Here is a 22,123-nt window from a genome sequence, read left to right as displayed (position 1 = left end):
CTACTGCGAAGCCGTGCAGACCCGGGCACCGATCGGCGTGGGCCCGGGCTGCGGCGCGTCAAGGGAGCGGCAGCTTGGGCGCTCGTTCTCGCCGCTGCGCCCTCCACCTCGCAAGCGACGGCGCGACGCCGGTCCCTTCTTGTGATGGACGATCCCGACATCGCCGCGATTCTGGTCGGTTCATTCGTATACGAACAGGCGGTGGAGCGGCACTGGCTTCTGCGTCGCTGCCGGGTCGAACGTGACTTGGGAAAGCCAGTAGTTCCGGGGGCTCGTCACGTGGACGAAGAAGTCGCCGTCGTCGTCGAGTGGCTCGCTTACCGCGATCCACCAGGACCAGAGCCCGCGGTCATGCTGCATGCGTACGACGCGGCCCGACAGCGATCCCGCCATGCGTGCGGGGGAGGGCTTGCGGATCGGGGGCTCGTCGAGCGTTGTGCGTACATGGTCGAGCCAGGAGCCGGTGTCGTCGAGGCGTTTCGCGGTTGTACTTACCTCAGGACGTTGCACTTCGGGCTTGACCGCGTCGCGGTACGTCCATGAGTACGCAATGGGCCACCACTGCATCGTCAGGGCCGCCTTCGGGTAGGCCTTCGCCAGCCAGTAGGCATACGGCGCCGCAACCGCCAACGACTCGAGCTCGTCGCTCTCCCCATTCATCGCGATCAGTTCCCGATCAGCGCGCGCGAGGAGCTGCCCGTCGATGAAGTAGCGCCCTGGCAACCCGATCGTGAGCTCGTCCCCTACGTCGAGGTCCGGCACGTACTGCACCGGGATGGGATACCGCGCTGGCGGGACCTCCGTCTGCCAGGCGATGTCTGGAACACGGAACACCTCGGCATCCCACGACTCGCTCATGACGCCCTCGCCTCCAGATCGACGCCTCGCTCACGCATGAACGGGACGGGATCAACCGGGAGACCGCCGACGTGTGTCTCCAGGTGGAAGTGCGGCCCTGTGCCCGTGCCGCTGCTCCCCGACAGGGCAATCACCTGCCCACCCATGACCGCGTCACCCGGCACCACCAGCACCTGCGACAGATGCAGGAACCACGTCTCCACCCCGCCGGCGTGCTCCACAGCGACGATCAGCCCACCTCCGCCGTACCAGGTCACCTTCTTGACCACCCCGTCCGAGGCCGCACGCAGGGGAGTGCCCACAGGCGCCGCGAAGTCCGTCCCCTCGTGCAGCTTCCACACGCCGTGGATCGGGTGCAGGCGCATCCCGAACTCCGAGGTGATCGAGCTCGCCAGGGGAGCCGTCCAGGCGCCCGCAGGGATCGTCTGCCCACCGCTCGCCACCGCGCCGGGGTTGGCCGCATTCGCAGCGCAGAAGCCGTCGATGTCGAACCCGCTCGCGCGGTAGTCCTCGGCTGTCATGAGGCTCGCAGCGCCGCCTCCGCCCACCCCGGTACTTGCCGCCGGCAGCAGGGTCCGGATCGGTGCGCCGCCCGTGAGCGCTGCGACGATCCGCGTCGCTCTCGCTTCATGCTTCGCGTACGCGTTGGGGAACGCCGAGCGCTGCACCTTCTGCGCCGCCACGGTGACCGGCATCTGCTCCCAGCCGGCCACCTCGAGCAACCCGCCAGGACTGGCAGCTCCTCGAGCGGCGTCGAAGTGCGGCGAGTTGGCGCCGCCGAAGAACGCGCGCGCCGCGAAGCCGGCGTCAATCACCTGCTCCGGGGTGCCCCATCCCTGCGACGGTCGCTGCTGGAGCGGCCCGAGCGAGTCACGATCGCCGTAGTCCAGCTGACGGAGGCCCGATTCCTGCAACGCCGCGGCGATCCCCACGACCATGCCACGCGTGCCCACACCAGCCGCTGCGCCGGCGGCCACGATGGCTTGGGCGACCGCTATCTGCTCGTCCTCGACCGGGCCGAACCCATCGACAAGGCCGCCCTCGGGTATCGCCGGCGTCGCATCAACAGGCGCAGGGACGTAACCACCTTCCGCACCTCCCGCGGCATTCGGAACCGTGAACCCCATCGCCCGGCACGTCGCGCGAGCCTGCTCGTCCGAACCTCCACCGGACACGATCGCGCCGATCCCCGCACCCACCAGGAACGCACCGACGCCCAGGACGCCGATCAGCGCGGCAATCCGACCGCGGTTACGCAGCAGCCAGGACACGCCCTGCTGGGTCGCCCACGCGCCGATCGAGGTCAGGACGTCCATCTCAGCCGCCCGCGGTGACGTCCTGCGCTGAGCGCGTCGGTTGCACGTCCGAGGCCAGCCACGTCCCGTCGACGAGCTCCACGAACACCCGCACGAACGAGCCCGTCGTCGGCACGTCGAACACGCCGGCCTCGGCGTTGATCGCGACCTGCACGGGCTGCCCCGAGACCGTCACCGCCGGCACGTTGACCGGGTCGGTGTCCGCCAGGGCTTGGCGGAGCTCGGGCGTCGCGTACGGAGCGAGGCCGCCCAGCCAGCTCACCGGGTCCAGGTCAGGGCGTGCCCATGCTGCGACGAACTGCGCTGCGGCTTCCTGCGCCGCGACGATGGCGCTACTAGCCGCCGGGTCCTCACTGAACGCGTCCGTTCCCGCGCTCGTCGAGCTGCCGTCCTTGGTACCCGGCGGCGTCGCTGTACGGCCTGGCAGGCTCGTGGACGCCTTGTCAGACGCGACCGCAGTACGACCCAGAGCCATCACCGAGGGCGTCGACGAGACCGTGTCCGGACCGGAGCCCCGGTCGTTGATCGCCCCGAGCGCCAAGATTGCGGCCACGGCCACGGCGACGACGCCCAGCAGGCGCCCGGGGGAGTGCAGGGGCCAGCGGACGATCGGACCGAAGAGGTGCCACATCAGCGCCCACCCCCGCCGTCATCCGAGTCGGCGTCCGGATGGGTGCGCGCCGGATCCGGGCGCCACAGCTCGAAGACCTGTTCGCCGTTCTCCTCACGCACATTCGCTTCCGCGATCTCCGCGGGCACGTGTTCCTCGGAACCCATCACGCGTGCAGCGGCCGGCGCCGCGAGATTCTCCTCGTCGGCCGCGGACGCAGCGTGTGTCGGTGCGGAGGACCTGTCGTTCCGCGTGACCTGGCGCGGCAACCGATCGGAGCCGTCACCCGGAGCGATAGCCGGATGCTCACGCCACGACTCCGCCCGCTCCAACTCGATCGCACGCACCCTCGGACCGGCCGCCACCGTGGCAGTACCAGCTCGCCGGGCCGCAGCACCACCACCCATCGCGAACTCCACGTCCCGACCCGACTGCGACTCCTCAGCCCACTCGACGAGCTCGGGACGCGACCCGAGAACCGCCCGACTCCCGACCCCCGCACCGATCAAGGCGGGAGCGGACGCCGAAGTGGGAGCCGGCTGACGCACCGAACCGCCGTCATCGCCGGTCGACGAACCATGCGCGACAGGCCCGGCACCGTTCGGTTCGACCCTCCGCTCGGGCGTGATCGCGTCGTCGACGCCGGCCTTCACCGCACCCTTGGTCGCGGCGGTCCGCACCGCCAGTCGGCCCAGGCGCCGCGCGAGCTTGGACCCAGGCACCGACGCCTTCGGGCGCAGCAGCTTGAAGAGCATCAGCGGGAGAGCCAAGGCGATGACCGCCTGCAACGCGAACGGCACATCGGACCGGAACACCGCGGAGATCAGCGCGAGGTTCAGCAGCGCCCCGATCCAGTACAGCGGGCCCATGATGAGGAACCGCCCGAGCTGCCCCACCACGCCGATCACCCAGCCGCGGCACAGTTCCAGCATCCCGAACACCCCGAGCGCCGGCGCGAGAGGAATGAACAGCCGCGTCACCGAGTAGGCGATGACCACGAAGACCCCGGCCACCAGCAGGAACGGCATCGTGATCGCCGTCATGATCGTGATCGTCGCCGTGGCGTCCCATCGGCCTTGATTTCCCGTGAGCTGCCGGTACGCGAGCGGGTCGGAGCTCTCCACCTTCGCGGCGGTCTCACTCCACAGCGTCTTCTTCCCCTCGATGAGCGCCTGCCCAGCGGTCGGGTCCGCGTCGAGCGTCTCGGCCTCCCACCAGGTCAGGTGCGACGCCCGGAAGAGATCGGGTCCGTGCTCGCGGGCGACCGTGCTGTCCGAGGAGCCGAGAGTCCCCTCGAGCCAGGCGCTGTAGAGGCTGTTCCGGTTGATCGTGTCCATCTGACGGGTCAGCGCATCGGCCGCGTCGTCCACGTTCTCCGACGATGTGGCTTCTGCCGAGGCAGTCACCGTCTGCTGGATCAGGCCGTCCACCGCCCGCGCGGACGAGAGGGGATAGCTCATGACGTACGTCGTGGCGACGAGGACGAGGAGCGCCCACCCCGCGGACGTCACCGCGTTCGACACCTCCGCACGAGCTGCCGCAGCGAGCACGGTCGCGGCCACCAGGACGAGCGCCACCGTGATCCACGGCGCCCACACCCCGGTCCGCACCGCCTCGGTCGCCTGAGTGATCGTCTGGTCCAGCGGCTCCAGCCACGTCGGCTCGACGACGAAGCCGAGCGTGCTGTGCACCAGGGCGTTCGTGGCAGACGCCCCAGCGAGGAGCAGGTTGCCGATGCCGGTGACGAACCCGGGCCCCCAGCTCGCTCCCGGCACGCAGCCGTTGTCGTAGTTCACCCAGCGGTAGCTGTAGCCGTACACGTCCGAGATCGCGATGTCCGGGTCCGAGAACGGATCGCCCGGGCTGGTCTCAGGATGCGGCGGCGTCAGCTTGCCGGGCAGTCCCGCGCTCGGGCGGTTCGGTGCAGGGGCGGGCGCACACGCCTTTATCGCCGACACCGAGGGGCCAGCAGCCACGGGCGACGGCGCCGCGGCGGCAGCCATCGCCGGCCCGCCGAGCAGGATCACGAGCGCGAGGACGAGCGCACCGATCTGACGCATCCACGCCGTACCGCGAGCGCCCCTCATGACGCCACCCCCTCGGCGTCGCCGTCGAGCACGCGCAGCGAACGACGCTTCGTCGGGTCGGCCGTGGTGTCCAGCGCTGCCGACAGCCCTGGGTGGTCGGTGAAGTCGATTCGGATCTTCTCGATGCCGCCGCGACCGCCGTCACCTCCCATGCCGTCCCGGAAGATGAACTCCCGCGGCTCCTGGTTGCGCTGGTGCGAGCGGCGCGGCCGAGGGCTGAGCCGGCCCATCACCGTCTCGTATCCCACACCGACGGGCAGGCCGAGCAGCCGGCACGCGTCGGCTTGAGCCTGCTCGTCCGTGGTCTTCCCGACGAACGCGGCGCCGACGAAGTTGTTGATGTTCTGCCCGAGCACGTTGCTCGCGTTCTGGGTCGAGAGCAGGGCGGCGATGTTGTGCTTGCGGGTGTCGGTGGCGACCTTTTGTACCAGCGTCGCGCCCGTGCCGACCTTGGTGATCTCGTGGGCCTCGTCGATCGCGATGCCCTTCCGCTCGTGGACGTCCGCCCGGTACACGTTGCGCAGGGCGGACCACGCGGCGAGGTTCATGATCGGCCGGCTCATGAGCTCGTCGTAGGACCAGTCCTCGCGTGGCTTGTCCTCCTGCGCCTGGACGAGGCCCTTGAGGTTGAACACCGTCAGCCTCGGCGTGCTGACCTCGCCACCGTCGTGACCCCGGCCCGGTGTAGCGAAGAACAGGCGTGACAGCTCACGCTCCTTCGCCTCGCAGAGGCGGGCATGGATCGTGCGCGCGACCGAGTCGTCGTCCCGGGTAGCCCGTCCGTTCAGCGCCGACATCACTGCCTCGACCTTGGAGCTCGCCAGCGCCGGCGCCGCAGAGATCGCGTCACGCAGGACGCTCTGCACCTCCTCCCGCACCGCCGTCGCCGGAGGCAGGCACCACCGCAGGGTGTCGTAGGCCAGGTCCCGTCGCTGGGCCTCCGCGGCGCTCATCGCGAGACGCCACGCGACCTCAGGGTTCTCCTCGTCGCTGAACCACTGGAAGAGCGGGTTCCGCACCATCGCATACGGGTTCAGCGTCCCCGGCTCGGAGTCGAGCAGGTTGACGTTCAGCGCGATCCCGCGGAACTCCGGCAGCGTGGTCAGCGCTCCGAGGCGCCCCGACGGATCCATGATCGTCCAGGCCACACCCTGCACACACGTCTTGTAGACGACCCCGCCCATCAGCCACGACTTCCCGGCGCCCAGCCCACCGACGAGCGGAACGAGCCCCGAGCCCTCCACGACCTCAGGCCCGTACCAGGGGTCCCACGTGACAGCTCGCTCCGCGAAGCCGGCGGTGTACCCGAGCAGCACGCCGCGCTTGTCTCCCACCTCGGCGGTAGCGGCCGGCACACCGGCAGCGAACTTCAGCACGGGCATCCGGCGCGTGTGACCGGAGTTCGCCAGCGGCTCCCCGGGGACGAACTCCCGCGCCAACCGGTACTGGTCGAACTCGCGCTCGATCCGGATGTTCGGCTTGTAGAGGTTCTGGACCGCCGTTGCCCGCGCCAGCGCCTCCTCCTCCGTTGGACCAGAGACAGCGATCCGGAACCACCCGCGCACCCGCGTCCGCAGCCCGTCGAACCCGGACCGCATCTCGTCCTCGACCTCACTCGCCCGGGCAGACTGACGGCTGAGCTGGCGAGGCGGTTCCTTGTCGTGGTCCTTCACGTAGTGATCGATCTGCGCCGCGATCCGGTCCGACAGCTTGTTCATCTCGCGCGAGGTGTCCTCGGGCCGGCGCACGTCGATCCGGAACGACCACTCCACCGGGAACCGGAGCTTGTCCGTCTTGGCGATCCACGGCTCCTCCTTCTCCGGGATCAGGAGCTCGCCCATCCGCCCCACGGTGAGCACGACGACGTGTCGGGTGATGCGGCCGTCGCCCATCGTCGACTCGATCCGGGTCGACAGAGCCAAGGGCTCCGCCGTCCAGTCGACCGCGCCGGCGAACTCGTCGAGATCCTCCTTCGTCCAGGAGAACTCCTCGACGCTGTCCTGATGGGGAACCGGGCACCCGAGCGCGAACGACCGGGCCAGCAGCCAGGCCATGTCGTTCCCGACGGCAGGGATCGCCTCGATGCCCGGACCGGCCATGATCGCGTCGGTCTCGTCGAGCTTCGCCTGCAACGCCTCACGTTCGCGTCGGGCCACGTCGGAGACCATGCGCGACGTGACGTCGACGACGGCCGAGCGCGTACCCAGGTCGACCCCGAAGTACACGAGCTTGTCGCTCTGCATCCGTGTGGCGAGCTGGAGCTGATCGCGCTCGAGGATCTTCTCGAACCCCTGGGTCGGCGCGGGGGAGTTGCTGTAGGCCGCCGCCGCCCAGCTCGCCACGGGGTACGGACGGCTCGTGATCCGCCCGTACATCGTGCGCCCAGTCAGCTCCGCGAGCTGGGCCGCCATCGCCGTGATCAGTGCTTCGCCGTCCGCCACCGATCGGAAGCTCCACATCTGGGGATCCAGTAGGTACCACGCCGTCATCCGCCGGTCGGTGAACGTCACGTGGCCGGCGACGCGCGACAGAGACCACCCCATCTCGTCACCGCGCGGCTTCGGCACATCCGGATGCGAGGACCGACGGCGGCCGGCTTTGACTACCCGGCCCGTCGTCGCTTCCTCCTCGGCGGGGTCGTAGTCGACCAGCGGCTCGTCCGCCGGCTGCGACGTGCCCTTGACGAAGAGAGCCTTGAGGTTGACGTGCATCATGCCCCCTGACCTGATGCGTGGTTCGCGTACGAGCGCCACCGTCTGCGGCTCGCCGGGAGGCCGTGAGCTGCGCCGACCTCCGTGGTGGGAGCCCGGAACGCCGCTGTGCGACGGCTGCGATGCCCCTTCGCGACAGCACGGCGCGCCGTGAGCTCGTGCGCCATGGTCCGGATCAGCACCCCGACCGGACGCTCCTGGCTCGTGTGGTCGACGATCCAGCCCGTCAGCCAGGCAGTGCCGATCGCGAGCAGGCCGACCGACAGCAGCGAGTAGCCGATGCGGCTCTGGTTGACCGTGACGAGCCCGAGAAGGAACACCACGGGCCCGATAAGGATCGCGCGGTACCGAAAGCGGCCGATGTACCGGCCGGGTGGACCCAGATAGGTCTGGTCGACGTCATAGATCTCGTCGTCGTCCGGAAGGCGCATCGCGCACCTCAGGCCCGGAACAGACCCACGAGCCAGCCACCGACGTCCGTGGCCGCACCCGTGGTCGCCAGCGCGAGGACGGTCACACCGACCACCGCGCAGGCCGCGATCGTCACGACCTTGGAGATGTTGCCGTTCTTCCCGGCCCACAGCGCCGTCGCCGCGATCATCAGCAGGATGATCGTGATGACGTTGTTCTGGATCCAGGCCGACAGGCCCGTCGTCCCGAAACCGCCGACCTGGGTCGCCAGCGCGTGCGCGTTCGATACAGCCCTCATGACTGCCTCCGGTGAGGATGTGTCCTGGTTCTCTGGTGTGGGGCGCGTGACGCGCCTCAGAACGTCGAGCACCTGCTCGCAACTCGTCGCGCGCGTCATTGCGCGCGAGGCCCCCTGCGTCGCTACCGGACGCACACTTCAAGTTCCCACCGGCGGGCCGCGGCGCTGGGATGCCACGCGGGCACGAGGCAGAATCACCGACGCCGAGCGTGCCCCCCCGGTGCCCCCCGAGCCGAAAAACATGAGCGCCGTAGGGCACCGAAGCACCCTGTTCACCGCTGCACCGCCTCGCCGAAAGGCGCACGGAACGCTCTCGTAATGAGAAGGTCAACAGTTCGATTCTGTTAGGCGGCTCCACCCGGAACCCCGTCGGACCAGCGGAAACGCTGACAGTCCGGCGGGGTTTCCTCGTTCCCACTCCCGTGACGTCTCCTGCGGCGCCGGCGCTCGTGTGCTCCGCGACGGATCGGTGGATCTTCGTGGGCCACCGACCCGCGCCTGGACCGCCTCAGGGGTGGGCCAGGAAGAAGTCGGCCACCTGCTGCCGGAAGTCGGCGGTCACCACGTGCGACGCGTAGAGCTCGTTGACCTGCCGCTGCGCCTCGGCCTGGAAGGCCGCGGTGAACGACGGGCCCGGCGAGACGACGCCCCAGTTCAGGGTGTTCGCGGGTCCGATCGGCACGGCGCAGGCGTCGAGCTGCCCGCCGGCCTGCAGGTCCGCGACGGCGGCGCTCGAGTCGGCCGGGCTCACGCTCGAGCTCGGGTCGCTGATGCGCTCGAACGCCTCGGGCAGCAGTCCCGCCGGCTCGTTGACGTAGAACTCCCAGTCGACGCCGCTGGCCGCGATGGCAGCCCAGTTCGCGGCCAGCGCGGCGTCCGTCGGTGGGACGCGCAGGTCGTTGCGGGCCACGACCCAGAGCGTCGGGGGAGGTGGGAGCGCCGGGTTGGTGTAGGTGCTCGCGAGGCCTCGGACGTTGAGCAGGGCGATCGCCCGAGCCGGGGTGTACACGGTCGCGAGGCTGGCGAACGCCCCGCCCGAGGAGAAGCCGACGTAGTACGGGTCCGCGCCCGCGAAGCCGAGGGCCGTGATGGTGCCCTCGACGTTCTGCAGGTCCTGGTTCGTCAGCGGGTCCGCGGTCATGTCGAAGTCGCCGCCCGGGCCGGCGCTCTGCAGGGCGGCGACCGCGTAGCCGGCGTCGACCAGCGCCTCGACCAGGAGACGGTTCTCCATGAGGGTGAACCACACGCTGCCGCCCCCACCCCCGTCGAAGAGGAGCACGAGCCCGAGCGCGCCCGGCGGGTTGTGATAGCGCACGGTGGTGCCTGCGACCGTCGTCGTCGTGAGGGTCCACGCAAAGCTCGGTGGTGCGTTGTCTTCCCTGTGCCAGCACATGATCGGCCTCGTTCGCGTCGCGGGCGTGCCCGGCTCGCGCGGAGCCGGGTGCGGGCCTCGCGGGATCGCGCGGTCCGGTGCGCGTGCCCGGAGGGCTCGCGGGTCCGGTCAGTGGTGTGGGACGGCTGGCGCTGACCGCGCCCGGTGGGAGCTTCGCGACGCGTCTGCCGCAGACCCGCGTGCACGTGGAGGACGCTCGCCCGGGGCCGCTGATACGCCGAGCCAGACCGCGACGGGCTCGACGAACGCGTGGTTCGAGAGCGTGAGGTGACGAGCCCTTCGCCCCGACCCGCAGATGCGCGACGGGGGCCGTTCGCGTGTCCCCGCTGCGGTCGCGACGGGTCAGGGAGCGGCGTGCCTCTCGGCGTGCTGCCGGTGGAGGTCGCGGAGCTCGTCGGCGAGCTCGGGTGCCGGACCGCCGACGGGCACGCCGGGAGCCACGGTGGTGATCGGCAGCGCCGCGACCGGCGACGGCGACAGCCCCCAGCCCCGTCGCCACTCGGTGAGCTGGCCGACCGAGCCCGCGTACACGATGCGGCCCAGCCCGACCCAGGCGTGGCCGGCCGCGCACATCGGGCAGTGCTCTCCCGAGGTGTAGACCGTGCAGCCCGGCCGCGCCTCGGCCGGCACGTGCGCCGCCGCCCACCGCGCGAGCGCGAGCTCGGGGTGGCGGGTCTGGTCGCCGCCCGCGGTGCGGTTGCGGTCCTCGTGCAGCACGGCTCCCGCGGCGTCGACCAGCACGGACCCGAAGGGTTCGTCGCCGTCGGCCAGCGCCTCGCGGGCCAGCTCGACGCAGCGGCGGAGGTGCGCGAGGTCCCGGGGACTCAGCGCCGTGGGTAGGTCCATCCCGCCACCGTACGACGCCGCATGGCCGGGACAGCGGCGGACATCACCGCGGGGACGCCGAGGTCCCCGGTGCTCAGGACAGCCCGAGGATCGCCGCACGCGTGGGGCGGCGGTCGATCTCCATGAACCGCCCGCCCGCGTCGAGCACCGTGAAGCCGGAGCGCGCGTAGACCTCTTGGGCGTCGCGCGTGGCGAGCAGGATCCGGGGCACGCCCGCCTCCGTCAGGTCCTCGACGATGCTGTCGACCAGCCACGTCCCGAGACCGCGGCCGCGGTGGGCCTCGTCGACGAACACGTCGCACACCCACGCGAACGTCGCGCCGTCGGTCACCGCGCGCGCGAACGCGACCTGCGTGCCGTCGTGAAGCGCGGCGTACGGCCGCGACCCGGCGATCGAGCGCTCGATCACGTCGCGCTCGCGGCCGGTCGCCCAGTAGGACTCGACCGAGAGCCACCGGTGCACCCGGTCGAGGTCGATCAGCTCCGCGTCCTGCGTCAGCACGTAGCCGTCGCGCTGCCTGTCGCCCATGGGTCCTCCTCGCGGTCGAGCGGCACATGGTGCCAGAGGGCGCCGGGAACCTGGCCAGGGGTTTCACGCGCGAGCCGGCGGTGCCCTCGCTCTCGCTCAGCGGTTCAGCAGCTCCGCGCAGCAGTCCTGCCACGCGGTCACGGCGGCCCGCGTGCGCCGCGCGAGCCGGGTCCCGTCGGCGAGCACGGCTCCGGGCTGCGCGAGCGCCCGGTCGTAGGGGAGCCGCAGCACCGGGGCGCCCGGCGGGGCGGCGAGCGTCCGGGCGCGCCCGTGCACCTCCGCGAGCACGACGGTCACCCGGTCGAGGCCGCGGGGGTCGGTCGCGGCGACCTCGTCGAGCAGGCGGCGGGCGTCGGCCGCGCCGAGCGGCGTCGCGGGTGCGACCACGACCAGCGGGTCCAGCGGCCCGAGCACCGCGAGCACCTCGCCGAGCGGGCGGACCCCGGCGTCCCACACCGCGCGCTCGGGGTCGACCGTGTCCGCCTCGGCGCCGTCGGCCCGTTCGAGCAGCCCGCCGCGCTCGGCGCCGAGGAGCCGCGGTGCGCCTCGCGGCTCGTCCCGCAGCCCGGCGAACGCGAGCGCGGCCAAGGTCGTCGCCCCGGCGCCGGACGACGCGGCGACGAGCGCGAGCGTCCTCACGAGGCCTCGCCCTCGGGCGTCGCCGCGACGAGCGCGAGCGTCCTCACGAGGCCTCGCCCTCGGGCGTCGCGGCGACCTGCACGACGTAGGGCGCGACGCCGCGGCGCACGAACCGGCCGCGCCCGGGCGGGAAGCGCTCGGGGTAGAGCCGGCCGACGACCTGGCCCTCGCTGCGCTCGCCCGACATGAGCAGCACGGAGCCGCCGGTGTCGCGCGTCGTCTGGATGACCTGGGTGTACATCGCGCGGCTCGCGCCGGCGACGGGCCGGGTCAGCACGACGTGCAGGCCCAGGTCGCGCGCGCTCGGCATGTACGGCAGCAGCGGCGCGAGCGGGTCGTCGCCGCCCGCCGCGACGATGTCGTGGTCGTCGACGAGCACGACGATGCGGGGCTCCTTCGCGCGTTGCTCGGCGTCCCGCGTCGGGCGCTTCTCGAGCTCCGCTGCGATCGACGCGGCGAGCCCGCGGGCCTGGGCGGCGTTACGGGCGTGCGCCGCCAGGTAGTCGTCCTCGATGACGCCGGGCACGTGCCCGCGCACGTCGACGACCGCGATCGCGAGCTCGTCGCTCGAGAACCGGTCCTGCAGCCCGCGCGCGATCGTGCGCAGCAGCGTCGACTTGCCGGAGCGCGCGTCGCCGAGCACGAGCAGGTGCTGGTCGTCGCCCGCGAAGTCCCAGAGCGCCGCCTCCATGGTGTCCTGGCGCAGCCCGATCGGGACGACGTCGGGCTCGTCGAACGCGTCGGGGAGCTCGGCCGGGTCGACGTGCAGCGGCAGCAGCCGGATGGGCGCCGCGGCGGGGCCGCTCCACGACTGCGCCGTGCGCCGCGCGAGCGCCTCGAGCTCGTCGCCGACCGCCTCGTCCGGCACGACGTCGAGCACCGGGAGGGCCACGTGCGCGAAGTTCTTGCTGTCGAGCAGCACCCGGCCCGGTGTGTCGACCGAGATCGTCGAGGAGAGCTTGCGGTCGATGCTGGACTCGGAGGGGTCGTTGAGGCGGAGCTCGACGCGCGTGCCGACGAGCGCCTGGTGCCCCATCCGCAGCTCGCTCCACCGCGTCATGCCGAGCACGAGGTGGATCCCGAAGCCGGCCGCCCGGAGCATGATGTCGACGAAGGCGGCCTCGAGCTCCTCGAAGTCCTGGCGGATCTGGCCGTACCCGTCGACGAGCAGCACGACGTCGGCGGCGTCGAGCTCGGGGACCCGGCCGGCGGCGTGCTGGACCCGGAGCTGCGCCATCGAGTCGATCGACCGGGCCTTGAACACCTGCTCGCGCAGCGCGAGCATCCCGCCGAGCTCCTCGACGAGGCGCGCGAGCCGGTCCCGGTTCGCGCGCGTCGCGACGCCGCCGACGTGCGGGAACTGCTCGATGCGCTGGAGGCCGCCGCCCGTGAGGTCCATGCCGTAGACCGCGACGTCGCGCGGCGTGTGCGTCAGCGCGAGCGACGCCGCGATCGTGCGCAGGAGCGTGCTGCGGCCCGACTGCGGGGCGCCGATCACGGCGACGTGGCCACCGGCACGCGCGAGGTCCAGGCGCCACGGGTCCTGACGCTGCTGCGCGGGGTCGTCCTCGAGGCCCATGACCGTGCTCAGCCCGGGGCCGCGGTCGCCCGCGCGGTCGACGACGAGGCCGAGCGCGAGCCGGTCGGGCAGCGGGGGCAGCCACACGGGCCGGACGGCGCGCTCGTCGTCGCGCACGCGCTGCACGGACTCGTCGATGAACGTGCGCCCGGTGCCGGGGCGGGACAGGACCGGGGCGCCGCCCTCGTCGGCCCGCTCGCGGCGGATGCCGTTGTACCGGGGGAGCAGCAGCGGGCGGGGCTCGACGCCCTCGTCGCGCGGCGCCCGGAGCCGCTCGACCGGGCCCGAGACGTAGCCCGCCCGGAAGCGCGTGTACACGCTCGTGTCGACCTTGAGGTAGCCGTACCCCGGCAGCGCGGGCAGGTGGTACGCGTCGGCCGTGCTCAGCACCATCTGCGACTCGGGCTCGCTGAACGTGCGCAGCCCGAGCCGGTAGGACAGGTACGTGTCGAGCCCGCGGAGCTTGCCGCCCTCGATGCGCTGGCTCGACAGCAGCAGGTGCACGCCGATCGAGCGGCCGATGCGCCCGATCTGCAGGAAGAGGTCGATGAACTCCGGCTCGGCGGTGAGCAGCTCGCCGAACTCGTCGATCACGACGAACAGGTGCGGCATCGGCGGCAGGTCGGGGCGCTCGCGGCGCAGCTCGCGGTAGTGCGTGATGGACGGCGAGGACCCCGCGTCCTTGAGCAGCCGCTGGCGCCGCACGACCTCGCCCTGGATCGACGCCCGGGCCCGCGTCGTGAGCTGCGGGTCGTCGGCGAGGTTGTCGATGAGCCCCGCAAGGTGCGGGAGCCCGACGAACGGGGCGAACGCCGCGCCCCCCTTGTAGTCGACGAGGATCATCGACAGGTCCTCGGGCGGGTGCGTGAGCGCGAGCGACAGGATCAGCGTCCGGAGCATCTCCGACTTGCCCGAGCCGGTCGCCCCGATGCAGATGCCGTGCGGCCCCATGCCGAGCTGCGCGCTCTCCTTGAGGTCGAGGTGCACGGGGCTGCCGAGGTCGTCGGTCGCGAACGGCACGCGCAGGAACTCCGACGCGGCGCGCGGCCGCCACAGCAGCTCGGGGTCGAGGTCCTCGACCCCGTCGACCCCGAGGAGCTCGGCGACGTCGAGCGTGCGGTTGCCCTGCTCGTCCTGCGCGGCCGCCGCCGAGACGCGCAGGGCGGCCATCGCGCGGGCGGTCGAGGCGAACAGCGTCGGGCTGGTGACGTCCGGGACGAGCGCCACGTCGACGGCCGTGGGGGTCCCCGCGTCGACGGTCAGGACGCTCCCCTCGTCGACGGGCTGACCGCCGGTCCCGACGACCGGCGCGCCGGCCGCGCCGGGGGCCGACCGGAGGGCGCGCGCGCGGACGGACGTGCCGACCGGCTCGCCGGTGGACGGCCCCGGGGAGCCGTCGCCGCGCAGGATGACCCGCACGTCGACGTCGTTCGGCTCGTCGAGCCGGTCCGCGAGCACGTGCACGACCGTCACGGCGAGCTCGCGCAGCGACGCCCCGCCGCCCACGGGCAGCCGGGACGCGCGCCGGCCGTGGTCGTCGACGACGACGACGAGCCGCGACGGCTGCGTGCGCGTCGCGCCGGTGCGCCGGGCGGAGTGCGCGTGCTGGAGCCGGTCGGTCAGGGTCGCGCCGAGCACGTGCGCGAGCGCGTCGACGTCGGGGGCGATCCGGCGGGCGGGGACCGGGCCGTCGAACAGCTCGGGGTCCTGCACGTGCGGCAGCAGGTCGAGCCCGTGCCAGTCGGCGGCGCGGTCCTCGTCGAACGCGGCGGCGACGGCCACGTCGTCGGGCCCGTGGTGCGCGGCGAGCTGCAGGAGCAGGCTGCGGACGACGCCCACGGCCTGTGCGCGCTCGCCGATGACCGCGACGACCCCGGCGCCGCGCAGGTCGACCGTCACGGGCATCGCCTCGACGCGCTCGGACTGCTCGGCGATGAGCCGGGCCTCCGAGAGCAGGATGGGGTCGTGCGGCTGCATCGGGGACTCGGGCGGCGGCACGGACAGGCCGAACCACGGCACCGAGCCGGTCCCGAGCCGCACCGCCAGGAAGTCGGCGTCGCGCCGCCGCCGCTCCCACAGCCGTGCCGGGTCGCGGACGAGCGGGACGAGCGCCGCGGGCTCGGGGTGCAGCACCGCGGCGTCGAGCCGCGCGGCCTCGGTGCGCCGCGTGAGGTCGCGGCGCAGCTGCTCGAGATAGTCGAGGTAGAGCTCGCGCTGCGCGCGGTGCTGCTTGCGCTGTGCGCCGCGCGACGAGATAGCGAACCCGACGCCCGCGATGATCGCGACCACGAACACGAGGGCGGCGATGACGAGGAACAGCGGCTGGCCGTTGCGCAGCACGACCATCATGACGACGGACGACATGGCGCCGACGATCGGCAGCAGGAACTGCAGCGGCGTCCGTCCGCCCGGGTCGTCGCCGAGCGGCGGCGGCGGCGCGATCTGCTCGGCGTCGGGGCGGGTCAGCGGGACCGTGCTGCGGGTCGGCCGGTGGACGAGGGTCAGCGTCACGCGGCACGCTCCCGCCGCGGACGGGCGCCCGGCACCGGACCGCCCGCGGGCACGGCCGCGTCGACCAGCGCCGCCGCGAGCCGCAGCGCCGCGAGGTGGGTCGACGCGCGCAGCCGCGGACCGGGCACCGGACGGACGGCGCCGTGCGCCCGGTCCCGGGGGACCTCGACCGCCGGGACGGGCAGGAGGCGGACGAGGTCGCCGGTCGCCGCCCGCCGCGCACCGGCCGCGTCGACCACCGCGAGCAGGACACGCACCGCCGGGTCGTCGACGGCGTGCGCGAGGTCGACGCCGGCCTGGACCGACGCGCGGTCCGGTGCGGTCACGACGCACACGACCGTGCTGGCCGAGACGACGCTGCCGATCGTCGCCGCGTCGCGCACGCCCCAGTCGGTGACCACGAAGTCGAAGAACCGGCCTGCGGGCGCGACCGCCTCCCACCAGCGCGCGTCGCGCACGGGCGTCCCGTCGGCGTGCAGGTCCAGGCAGTGCAGCCCGCCGGGCGTGCGCGCGAGGCCCGCGGTCGCCTCCGAGGAGTGCCGCGCGGCGCGGCGCTCGACCTCGTGCTCGGGGGTGCTCGTCGCGGGTGACGCGAGCCCGGCGTGCCACAGCAGCGAGCGCGTCGAGGGCGAGGCGTTCACCGCGAGCACCCGGTGGTCCCGCCGCCGGGCGAGCACCGACGCCGCGAGCCCTGCGGCCACCGAGCAGCCGATCCCGCCGGCGACGCCCGTGAACCCGACGCGCGTGCTGAGCGGCAGCGGTGCGCGCACCGCCGCGTCGAGCCGGCGCAGCTCGTCGACGCGCCCGGGCAGCGCCGAGACGACGGTCGTCCACGCGCGGCCCATCAGAAGGTCTCCACGAGGTCCGCGAACACGCCGAGGTGCGCCAGCACGAGCGGGACGAGCGCGACGACCGCGACGAGCTCGACGACGTTCCCGAGCCGGCGGGCGCGGGCGACGACGTGCTCGCGCGGACGTGCGCCCACGAGCAGCGCGAGCACGACGAGCACGACCCCGGCGACGGCGAGGGCCCGCGCCGGGTCGGTCCTCCCGAGCTCCGCGAGCAGCGCGACGAGCGGCGTGGCCCCCGCGGCGAGGAGCGCGAGGCGCTGCGGGGCGAGCGGGAAGACGCGCGTGCGGAGCAGCAGCACCCCGGCCACGGCGACCGCGAGCAGCCGGCTCCAGGGGTCCTCGCCGCCTGCGAGCACCCAGGCGCACGCGCCGGTCACGACGGCGGCGGCGACGGTCGACCACGTGAGCGCCCGGTGCGTCGTGCCGACGGCGCGGTGCGCCTCCGCGCGCGAGACGCGCCGGCCCTCGACGACCCGGTCGTCGAGCCCGTTGAGGCCGCTCACCGACATCGCGATCCCGGGCAGCAGCCCGACCAGCAGGCAGCCGAGCACCGCGACGACCGCGGCGGTGTGCGTGGGCTCGGCGTCGAGCGCGTGCATCCCGACGACCGCACCCACGAGGGCGGCCGCGGTGGCGCCCCCGAGCGTGAGCCCGGTGTCGCGGGACCCGGCCGCGGCGACCACGGCGACGAGCAGCCCCACGAGCCCGAACGCGACCAGGGCGGTCTCCCCGGGCGCGCCCGACGTCAGCTCGCGGGCAGCGACGACGGCGGCCCCGACGGCGGCGGCGACCGCCACGACGGCGGGCTCGGTGCGGTCCCGGCGCGCGAGCAGCGCCGCGACGACGGCGAGCGCGGCGCACACCCCGAGCAGCGTGGCGGCCCGGACGTCGAGGTCGCGCACCGCGAGCCCGGCCGCGAGGAACCCGAGGACGCCCGCGAGGACCGCCCCGGCGACGACGCCCCAGACCGGGCGCCACGCGTCGGACCGGGACTGCACCGCGTCGGCGGCGACGTCCGTGACGTCCGCGACCTCGGGGGGTGGCGGGGCCTGGTCGACCCGCACGACGCGGAGGAGGGTGCCGTGCGCGACGGCCTGCTCCGCGAGGGTGAGCGACGGGTCGAGCTGGTCGCCGACGGTCGTGACGAGCGCGACGGGACGCGCCGAGCGGGCCTGGCCGTCGTCGAGCAGCGACAGCACGTCGGGCAGCATCGCGGCGACCGGCTCGTCGTCGGGCAGCACGAGGTCGGCCTTGCGCCCCTCGCCCTGCACCGTGACGCGGGTGTACTCGGTCACCGGTCCTCCTCGACGACCTGCAGCGTGCGTGGGTCGATCGTCACGCCCGACGCCGGGTCGGTGTAGTACCCGCTCGCCGGGTCCAGGTACCAGTCGATGCGCGGGTCGATGGTGTTCCCCTCGGGGTCGCGGGCCAGCCCGGTCTCGCGGTCGACGACGAACCCGGTCTGCGGGTCGATGAGGTCCTCGGACGCCGGGTCCTCGAGGAAGCCCGTGAGCGGGTCCTCGGGCATCTGGTCGGTCGGCTGGATCGGGTTGGCGGACAGCGCGGCACGGAACGCGGCGAGCGCCTGGTCCTCGCGCCGGTCGTCGAGCAGGTGGACGACGAACGAGAAGGTCAGGCAGCCGACCCCGGCGACCGCGGCGAGCACCACCGAGCCGACGAAGCGGCGCAGGTTCGTGTTGACCGGGCGCCGCCGGTCGAGCGCGCCGAACGACAGCGCCGACGCGAGCCGGTCGCGGTGCGTCCGCGTCGTCTCGATCAGGGTCCGGTCCGGGTCGTTCACCGTGCTCCCTCCGGTCCGGGGCCGGTGGTCTGCGCCTGCGCGAGGTGCACCACGCGGTCGCCCAGCGCGAGCCGCGCGCCCACCGGGGCCTCGACGCGCACGTTCGGGGCGAGCCGGACGAGCGGCTCGCCCGGCAGCGCGACCGCGGTGCCGTTCGCCGACCCGAGGTCCGTGACCCACACCGAGGCGCCGTGCGGCTCGAGCAGGGCGTGGCTGCGCGAGATGCTCCGGCTCAGGTCCGGGATGCCGAGCAGGAGGTGCGCCCCGGTCGGGTCCACGGGGCTGCGCCCGACGATGGTGGGGCCGGTGACGTGCAGCACCGAGCCGTCGTCGGTGAGGAGCACGACGGTCGCCGGGCGACGGCTGCCCTCGGCCCACGGGTCGGCGGAGCGCGGCGCCGGGGTGCGCGGGCCGGGGGTCAGCGCCGAGGGGATCACCCGCAGCGGGTCGCGCCCGCGCGCGAGGTCGGCGGTCACCCCGCGTGCCGGGAGCAGCGCGAGCGGACCCCCGGGCATGCCCGTGCGCGCGTCCACGGTCCGCAGCCGCAGGGCGAGGTGGCCCGGGGTGCGCCCGTGGCGCACCAGCCCGGCGAGGACCGCGAGCACCGCGACGACGGGCAGCACGAGCCCGAGCAGCGGCGTCAGCACGAGCCCGACGACGAGCGCGAGCACCACGACGCCGGCGTCCACGAGCAGCGCCCAGGTCCGCCGCGTCTCGGCGAGCACCACGCCGTGGAACAGGACGGCCGTGGGCACGGGCGCGCGCGGCACGGCGGACGGTGCGTCCGTGCGCGGCGGGTCGACGGCGGTGAAGGCACTCATCGGTGACGGTCGGTGGTCGTCCGGGGCGGGGCGGTGTCGGGGAGCGGTCAGGAGGACGCGCGCGACCGGGGCGGGCCCGCGAGCTCCATGATGATCGCGATGTGCTCCCAGAGCCCGCCACGGTCGAGGCGGGCGGGGTCGGGTGCGCCGCCGAGCGCGAGCAGCGGGACGAACCCGAAGCACTCGTCCGGCCCGGGGACGCCGAGCCGCTCGACCCCCGCGGGGTAGGGCTGCCGGGCGAGCACCTCGTCGAGGAACGTCTCGTCCTGCACGTCCGCGAGCAGCTGCGCCGCGTCGAAGCCGATCACGTCGATGACCCCGAACCGGAACCGCAGCACGTGGAACAGGGGACGGATGTAGATCACGAGGTCCGCGAGGGCGGTCGTGAGGACCGGCACGGCGCCCGCGGGCATGCCGACGACGCCCTCGAGCATCGTCGTCGCGCGGTCCGGGTCCACGACGCGGACGAACCCGTCGCCCACCAGACCGGCGCCGTCCTCCCGCCACACCCGGGCGATCTCCGGCGGCACGGACGCCTCGAACCGCGCGACCGTCTCCTCGGCGACCGCCGTGGTGCGGGTGAAGTTCGTGAACGTCGGCATGGGACCCCCTGTGCTCGCTGACCGGCCTCGACGCTAGCGCGTGCCGCCCACATCTGTCGTGGAGGTTCCGTGCCGGTCGGGGGAACTCCGTAGCGCGTGTCGGACGCCCGCCCTACGATCGTGCCGCTGCCCGATTCGGGCGGTTTCATGACACGCAGGGGAGGGTTCATGAAGTTCGCCATGGAGGCCGACGCGCTGCAGGTGCTCGGCCGGAAGACCGCGACGGAGTCCGACGACCTCGGGCAGCTCGTGCGGAACCTCAAGGAGGCGGCCGAGCCGCTCGAGGGCACGTTCAACGGTGTCGCGAAGGCGTCGTTCGTCTCCTTCAAGGAGCGCACCGACGACATCTCGACGGTCCTGAACAACGCGCTCGTGGGCATCACCGAGTCGATCGCCGGGCAGAACCGCGCGTTCGTCACGACCGCCGACGAGGGGGCCGACGTCCACCGCTCGGCCGAGGGCTCCGCCGACTTCGCGGGTGCCGACACGTCCAAGTTCGCACCGAGGGCCTGAGGGGGACCGCCATGTCGACGAACCAGCTGGACCGCAACGACTACGACATCAACGCCTCGCAGTCGGCGCAGGCCAACTTCGAGCGCGCCGCGAGCGCTCTCGAGGCGGCGCTCGCGCGACGCGACGCCGACGTCAAGGCCGCGATGGCGGTGTACCAGGCCGACGGCGTGAGCGACCGCTACGCCGCGATGGAGCAGCAGTGGAACGCGGCGGGCACCGAGGTCCGCGGCATCATCTCGGCGATCCGCAACTCGCTGGCCGACAACGACGAGATCGCGCGTCGCGGCCTGCAGCAGGCCGCGTCCTACATCCCGGACTGACCGTGCACATCGTCCACCCGGTCGCCGACGAGTGGGATGACGAGTACGCGGTGTTCGTGGCGTCGGGCCGCTCCGTGCTGCTGTCGGAGCCGCTCGCCGCGTTCCTCGACTTCGCGAGGACCGAGCGCCTGCGCCCGGTCCTCGTGACGTCGGCGGACGCACGCCTGAGCCCGTTCGTCTCGCTCGCGATGCGTCGCGCCGCGGGGCACTGGGCCGTGCGGCACGAGGACGGGCGGGTGTTCGACGGGCTCTCGGGGTACCGGATCGACTCGTTCCCGGACCTGTGGCAGCGCTCGGGAACGGAGGACCGCGACCGGCTCGGGACGTTCGAGCGGTGGTCGGCCGAGCCGCGCGGTGCCCTGATGTTCGACGTCTTCGCGCACCAGCGCGCCGCGGCGGACACGCGCATCGGGGAGCTCGCCGCATCGGTCGTGGGCTCGCTCGGCGGGCAGCCGCTCGACGTGTGGGGTCTGCACGAGCCGCTGGTCGAGGCGTGGGACACCGCGGTGCTCACCGAGACGGCCCGGCGCGGGATGCCGGCGTCCGAGCTCATGCACGCGCGCGGGCCCGACGGCTCGTTCGTGGACGTGGCGGTCGCACGGACGCGCCGGGGGGTCCTCGAGCAGGTCAAGGGCGGCGTCCCGGTCGGGGCGTACCCCGGCACCATCGGCGGGGTCGTCGCGCAGGCGTCGGCGACGCTCGCGGCGGTCGCGGAGGCGTTCCAGCCGACGATCGGCTTCGTGTCGCTCGCCGAGACCGACGAGGGCGTGACCCAGGGCGTCTCGGCGAAGCGCCTCGAGGTCCCGCTCGCGGTCGTCATCGGGCCACGCGGTGTGCACGACCTGCGGGTGGACCCGGCGCAGCTCGCGGAGCGGCACGACGTGACGGTGCTCGGGCGCAAGCGCCTGCCGAGCGTGCTCGTGCGGTTCAGCGACCCCGACGTGGGGCTGTGGGCGCAGCTCGTCGCGTTCGCGCACGACCTCGGGTACGACAGGATCGCCGCGGCGACCGGTCTCGACACGGAGGTGTGAGGTGCCCACCGAGCTCGTCCTGCTGAGCGACGTCGAGCCGACGTCCGAGGCGATGGTCCGTGCGGCGTCGGTCGAGCACCCGCTGGGGACCTTCCTCGAGTACCGCGACGGGCAGATCCGCCAGTTCGTCGACGCCGAGGGCCGGGCGCTGCTGCAGGTGTACCGGACACGTCCGGTGTCCGTCCCCCGCGAGGCGGCGGCCGCGGTGCAGGACCCGCCGCAGTCGTTCGCGCTGTGGACCGACCTGGCAGTCCCGTACGGCGCGCCGGAGACGGCGCGGGCGCTCGCGGAGGCCATCGCCGACGCGGTGGGTGGCGTCATCCGGGAGCGCGCATGACGAGCACGAGCACGAGCTCTACCAGCACGAGCTCCACCAGCACGAGCACGACGAGGACC

The 22,123-nt window shown here is 73.3% G+C and carries 21 protein-coding genes; 4 read left to right on the top strand and 17 right to left on the bottom strand.

Annotation, left to right across the window (positions count from 1 at the left end):
• Window positions 1-180 precede the first annotated feature (180 nt).
• The 17 genes from NXY84_RS18040 to NXY84_RS17960 form a co-directional block, all read right to left on the bottom strand.
• Entirely contained in the window at window positions 181-858 is a 678-nt protein-coding gene (locus NXY84_RS18040) for a hypothetical protein (protein ID WP_258724407.1), read from the bottom strand.
• The gene (locus NXY84_RS18035) at window positions 855-2,174 is read right to left on the bottom strand and encodes a M23 family metallopeptidase (protein ID WP_258724406.1); all 1,320 of its coding nucleotides are present in this window, start codon (window positions 2,172-2,174) and stop codon (window positions 855-857) included. The genes NXY84_RS18040 and NXY84_RS18035 overlap by 4 nt, the downstream gene beginning before the upstream one ends.
• A gap of 1 nt (window position 2,175) precedes the next feature.
• On the bottom strand, window positions 2,176-2,805 hold the full coding sequence (locus tag NXY84_RS18030) for a hypothetical protein (RefSeq protein ID WP_258724405.1): 630 nt from the start codon (window positions 2,803-2,805) through the stop codon (window positions 2,176-2,178).
• On the bottom strand, window positions 2,805-4,844 hold the full coding sequence (locus tag NXY84_RS18025) for a hypothetical protein (RefSeq protein ID WP_258724404.1): 2,040 nt from the start codon (window positions 4,842-4,844) through the stop codon (window positions 2,805-2,807). The genes NXY84_RS18030 and NXY84_RS18025 overlap by 1 nt, the downstream gene beginning before the upstream one ends.
• Window positions 4,845-4,867: 23 nt before the next feature.
• Window positions 4,868-7,414, bottom strand: coding sequence for an ATP-binding protein (locus NXY84_RS18020; protein ID WP_258724403.1), 2,547 nt, complete (start codon window positions 7,412-7,414; stop codon window positions 4,868-4,870).
• Between the two features lie 167 nt (window positions 7,415-7,581).
• Window positions 7,582-8,013: a hypothetical protein gene (locus tag NXY84_RS18015; protein WP_258724402.1), complete on the bottom strand. Its 432-nt coding sequence runs from the start codon at window positions 8,011-8,013 to the stop codon at window positions 7,582-7,584.
• Window positions 8,014-8,021: 8 nt separating this feature from the next.
• A complete protein-coding gene (locus NXY84_RS18010; RefSeq protein ID WP_258724401.1) occupies window positions 8,022-8,291 on the bottom strand; it encodes a hypothetical protein in 270 nt (89 codons plus the stop codon).
• 508 nt (window positions 8,292-8,799) lie between these two features.
• Window positions 8,800-9,606 (bottom strand): hypothetical protein, encoded by an 807-nt coding sequence (locus tag NXY84_RS18005; RefSeq protein WP_258724400.1) that lies wholly within the window; start codon window positions 9,604-9,606, stop codon window positions 8,800-8,802.
• 420 nt (window positions 9,607-10,026) lie between these two features.
• Complete coding sequence (locus NXY84_RS18000) at window positions 10,027-10,530, bottom strand: nucleoside deaminase (RefSeq protein ID WP_258724399.1); 504 nt, start codon at window positions 10,528-10,530, stop codon at window positions 10,027-10,029.
• A gap of 73 nt (window positions 10,531-10,603) precedes the next feature.
• The gene (locus NXY84_RS17995; RefSeq protein WP_258724398.1) at window positions 10,604-11,059 is read right to left on the bottom strand and encodes a GNAT family N-acetyltransferase; all 456 of its coding nucleotides are present in this window, start codon (window positions 11,057-11,059) and stop codon (window positions 10,604-10,606) included.
• A 96-nt stretch (window positions 11,060-11,155) separates the two neighbouring features.
• Window positions 11,156-11,698, bottom strand: coding sequence for a hypothetical protein (locus NXY84_RS17990; protein ID WP_258724397.1), 543 nt, complete (start codon window positions 11,696-11,698; stop codon window positions 11,156-11,158).
• Window positions 11,699-11,741: 43 nt separating this feature from the next.
• Window positions 11,742-15,788, bottom strand: coding sequence for a type VII secretion protein EccCa (gene eccCa, locus NXY84_RS17985; RefSeq protein ID WP_258724396.1), 4,047 nt, complete (start codon window positions 15,786-15,788; stop codon window positions 11,742-11,744).
• Entirely contained in the window at window positions 15,785-16,633 is an 849-nt protein-coding gene (locus tag NXY84_RS17980) for a hypothetical protein (protein ID WP_258724395.1), read from the bottom strand. Before NXY84_RS17980 ends, eccCa begins: the two co-directional genes overlap by 4 nt.
• A complete protein-coding gene (eccD, locus tag NXY84_RS17975; protein ID WP_258724394.1) occupies window positions 16,633-17,934 on the bottom strand; it encodes a type VII secretion integral membrane protein EccD in 1,302 nt (433 codons plus the stop codon). Before eccD ends, NXY84_RS17980 begins: the two co-directional genes overlap by 1 nt.
• Entirely contained in the window at window positions 17,931-18,440 is a 510-nt protein-coding gene (locus tag NXY84_RS17970) for a hypothetical protein (protein ID WP_258724393.1), read from the bottom strand. The genes eccD and NXY84_RS17970 overlap by 4 nt, the downstream gene beginning before the upstream one ends.
• Complete coding sequence (locus tag NXY84_RS17965; protein ID WP_258724392.1) at window positions 18,437-19,261, bottom strand: FHA domain-containing protein; 825 nt, start codon at window positions 19,259-19,261, stop codon at window positions 18,437-18,439. Before NXY84_RS17965 ends, NXY84_RS17970 begins: the two co-directional genes overlap by 4 nt.
• 47 nt (window positions 19,262-19,308) lie before the next feature.
• Window positions 19,309-19,863, bottom strand: a complete 555-nt coding sequence (locus tag NXY84_RS17960) for a T6SS immunity protein Tdi1 domain-containing protein (RefSeq protein ID WP_258724391.1) — start codon at window positions 19,861-19,863, stop codon at window positions 19,309-19,311.
• Window positions 19,864-20,031: 168 nt separating this feature from the next.
• Between NXY84_RS17960 and NXY84_RS17955 the strand changes: the two genes are divergently transcribed.
• The 4 genes from NXY84_RS17955 to NXY84_RS17940 are packed head-to-tail and all read left to right on the top strand — an operon-like array spanning window position 20,032 to window position 22,064.
• Entirely contained in the window at window positions 20,032-20,376 is a 345-nt protein-coding gene (locus NXY84_RS17955) for a hypothetical protein (RefSeq protein WP_034633396.1), read from the top strand.
• An 11-nt stretch (window positions 20,377-20,387) separates the two neighbouring features.
• On the top strand, window positions 20,388-20,696 hold the full coding sequence (locus NXY84_RS17950; protein WP_258724390.1) for a hypothetical protein: 309 nt from the start codon (window positions 20,388-20,390) through the stop codon (window positions 20,694-20,696).
• A gap of 2 nt (window positions 20,697-20,698) precedes the next feature.
• Window positions 20,699-21,727, top strand: coding sequence for a DUF6177 family protein (locus NXY84_RS17945; protein ID WP_258724389.1), 1,029 nt, complete (start codon window positions 20,699-20,701; stop codon window positions 21,725-21,727).
• 1 nt (window position 21,728) lies between these two features.
• A complete protein-coding gene (locus NXY84_RS17940) occupies window positions 21,729-22,064 on the top strand; it encodes a hypothetical protein (protein ID WP_258724388.1) in 336 nt (111 codons plus the stop codon).
• Window positions 22,065-22,123: the final 59 nt, after the last annotated feature.

The organism is Cellulomonas sp. NS3, assembly GCF_024757985.1.
GTDB lineage: Bacteria > Actinomycetota > Actinomycetes > Actinomycetales > Cellulomonadaceae > Cellulomonas_A.
The sequence above is the reverse complement of the archived record's forward strand: the minus strand, read 5'-3'. Positions and strand labels throughout refer to the sequence as shown.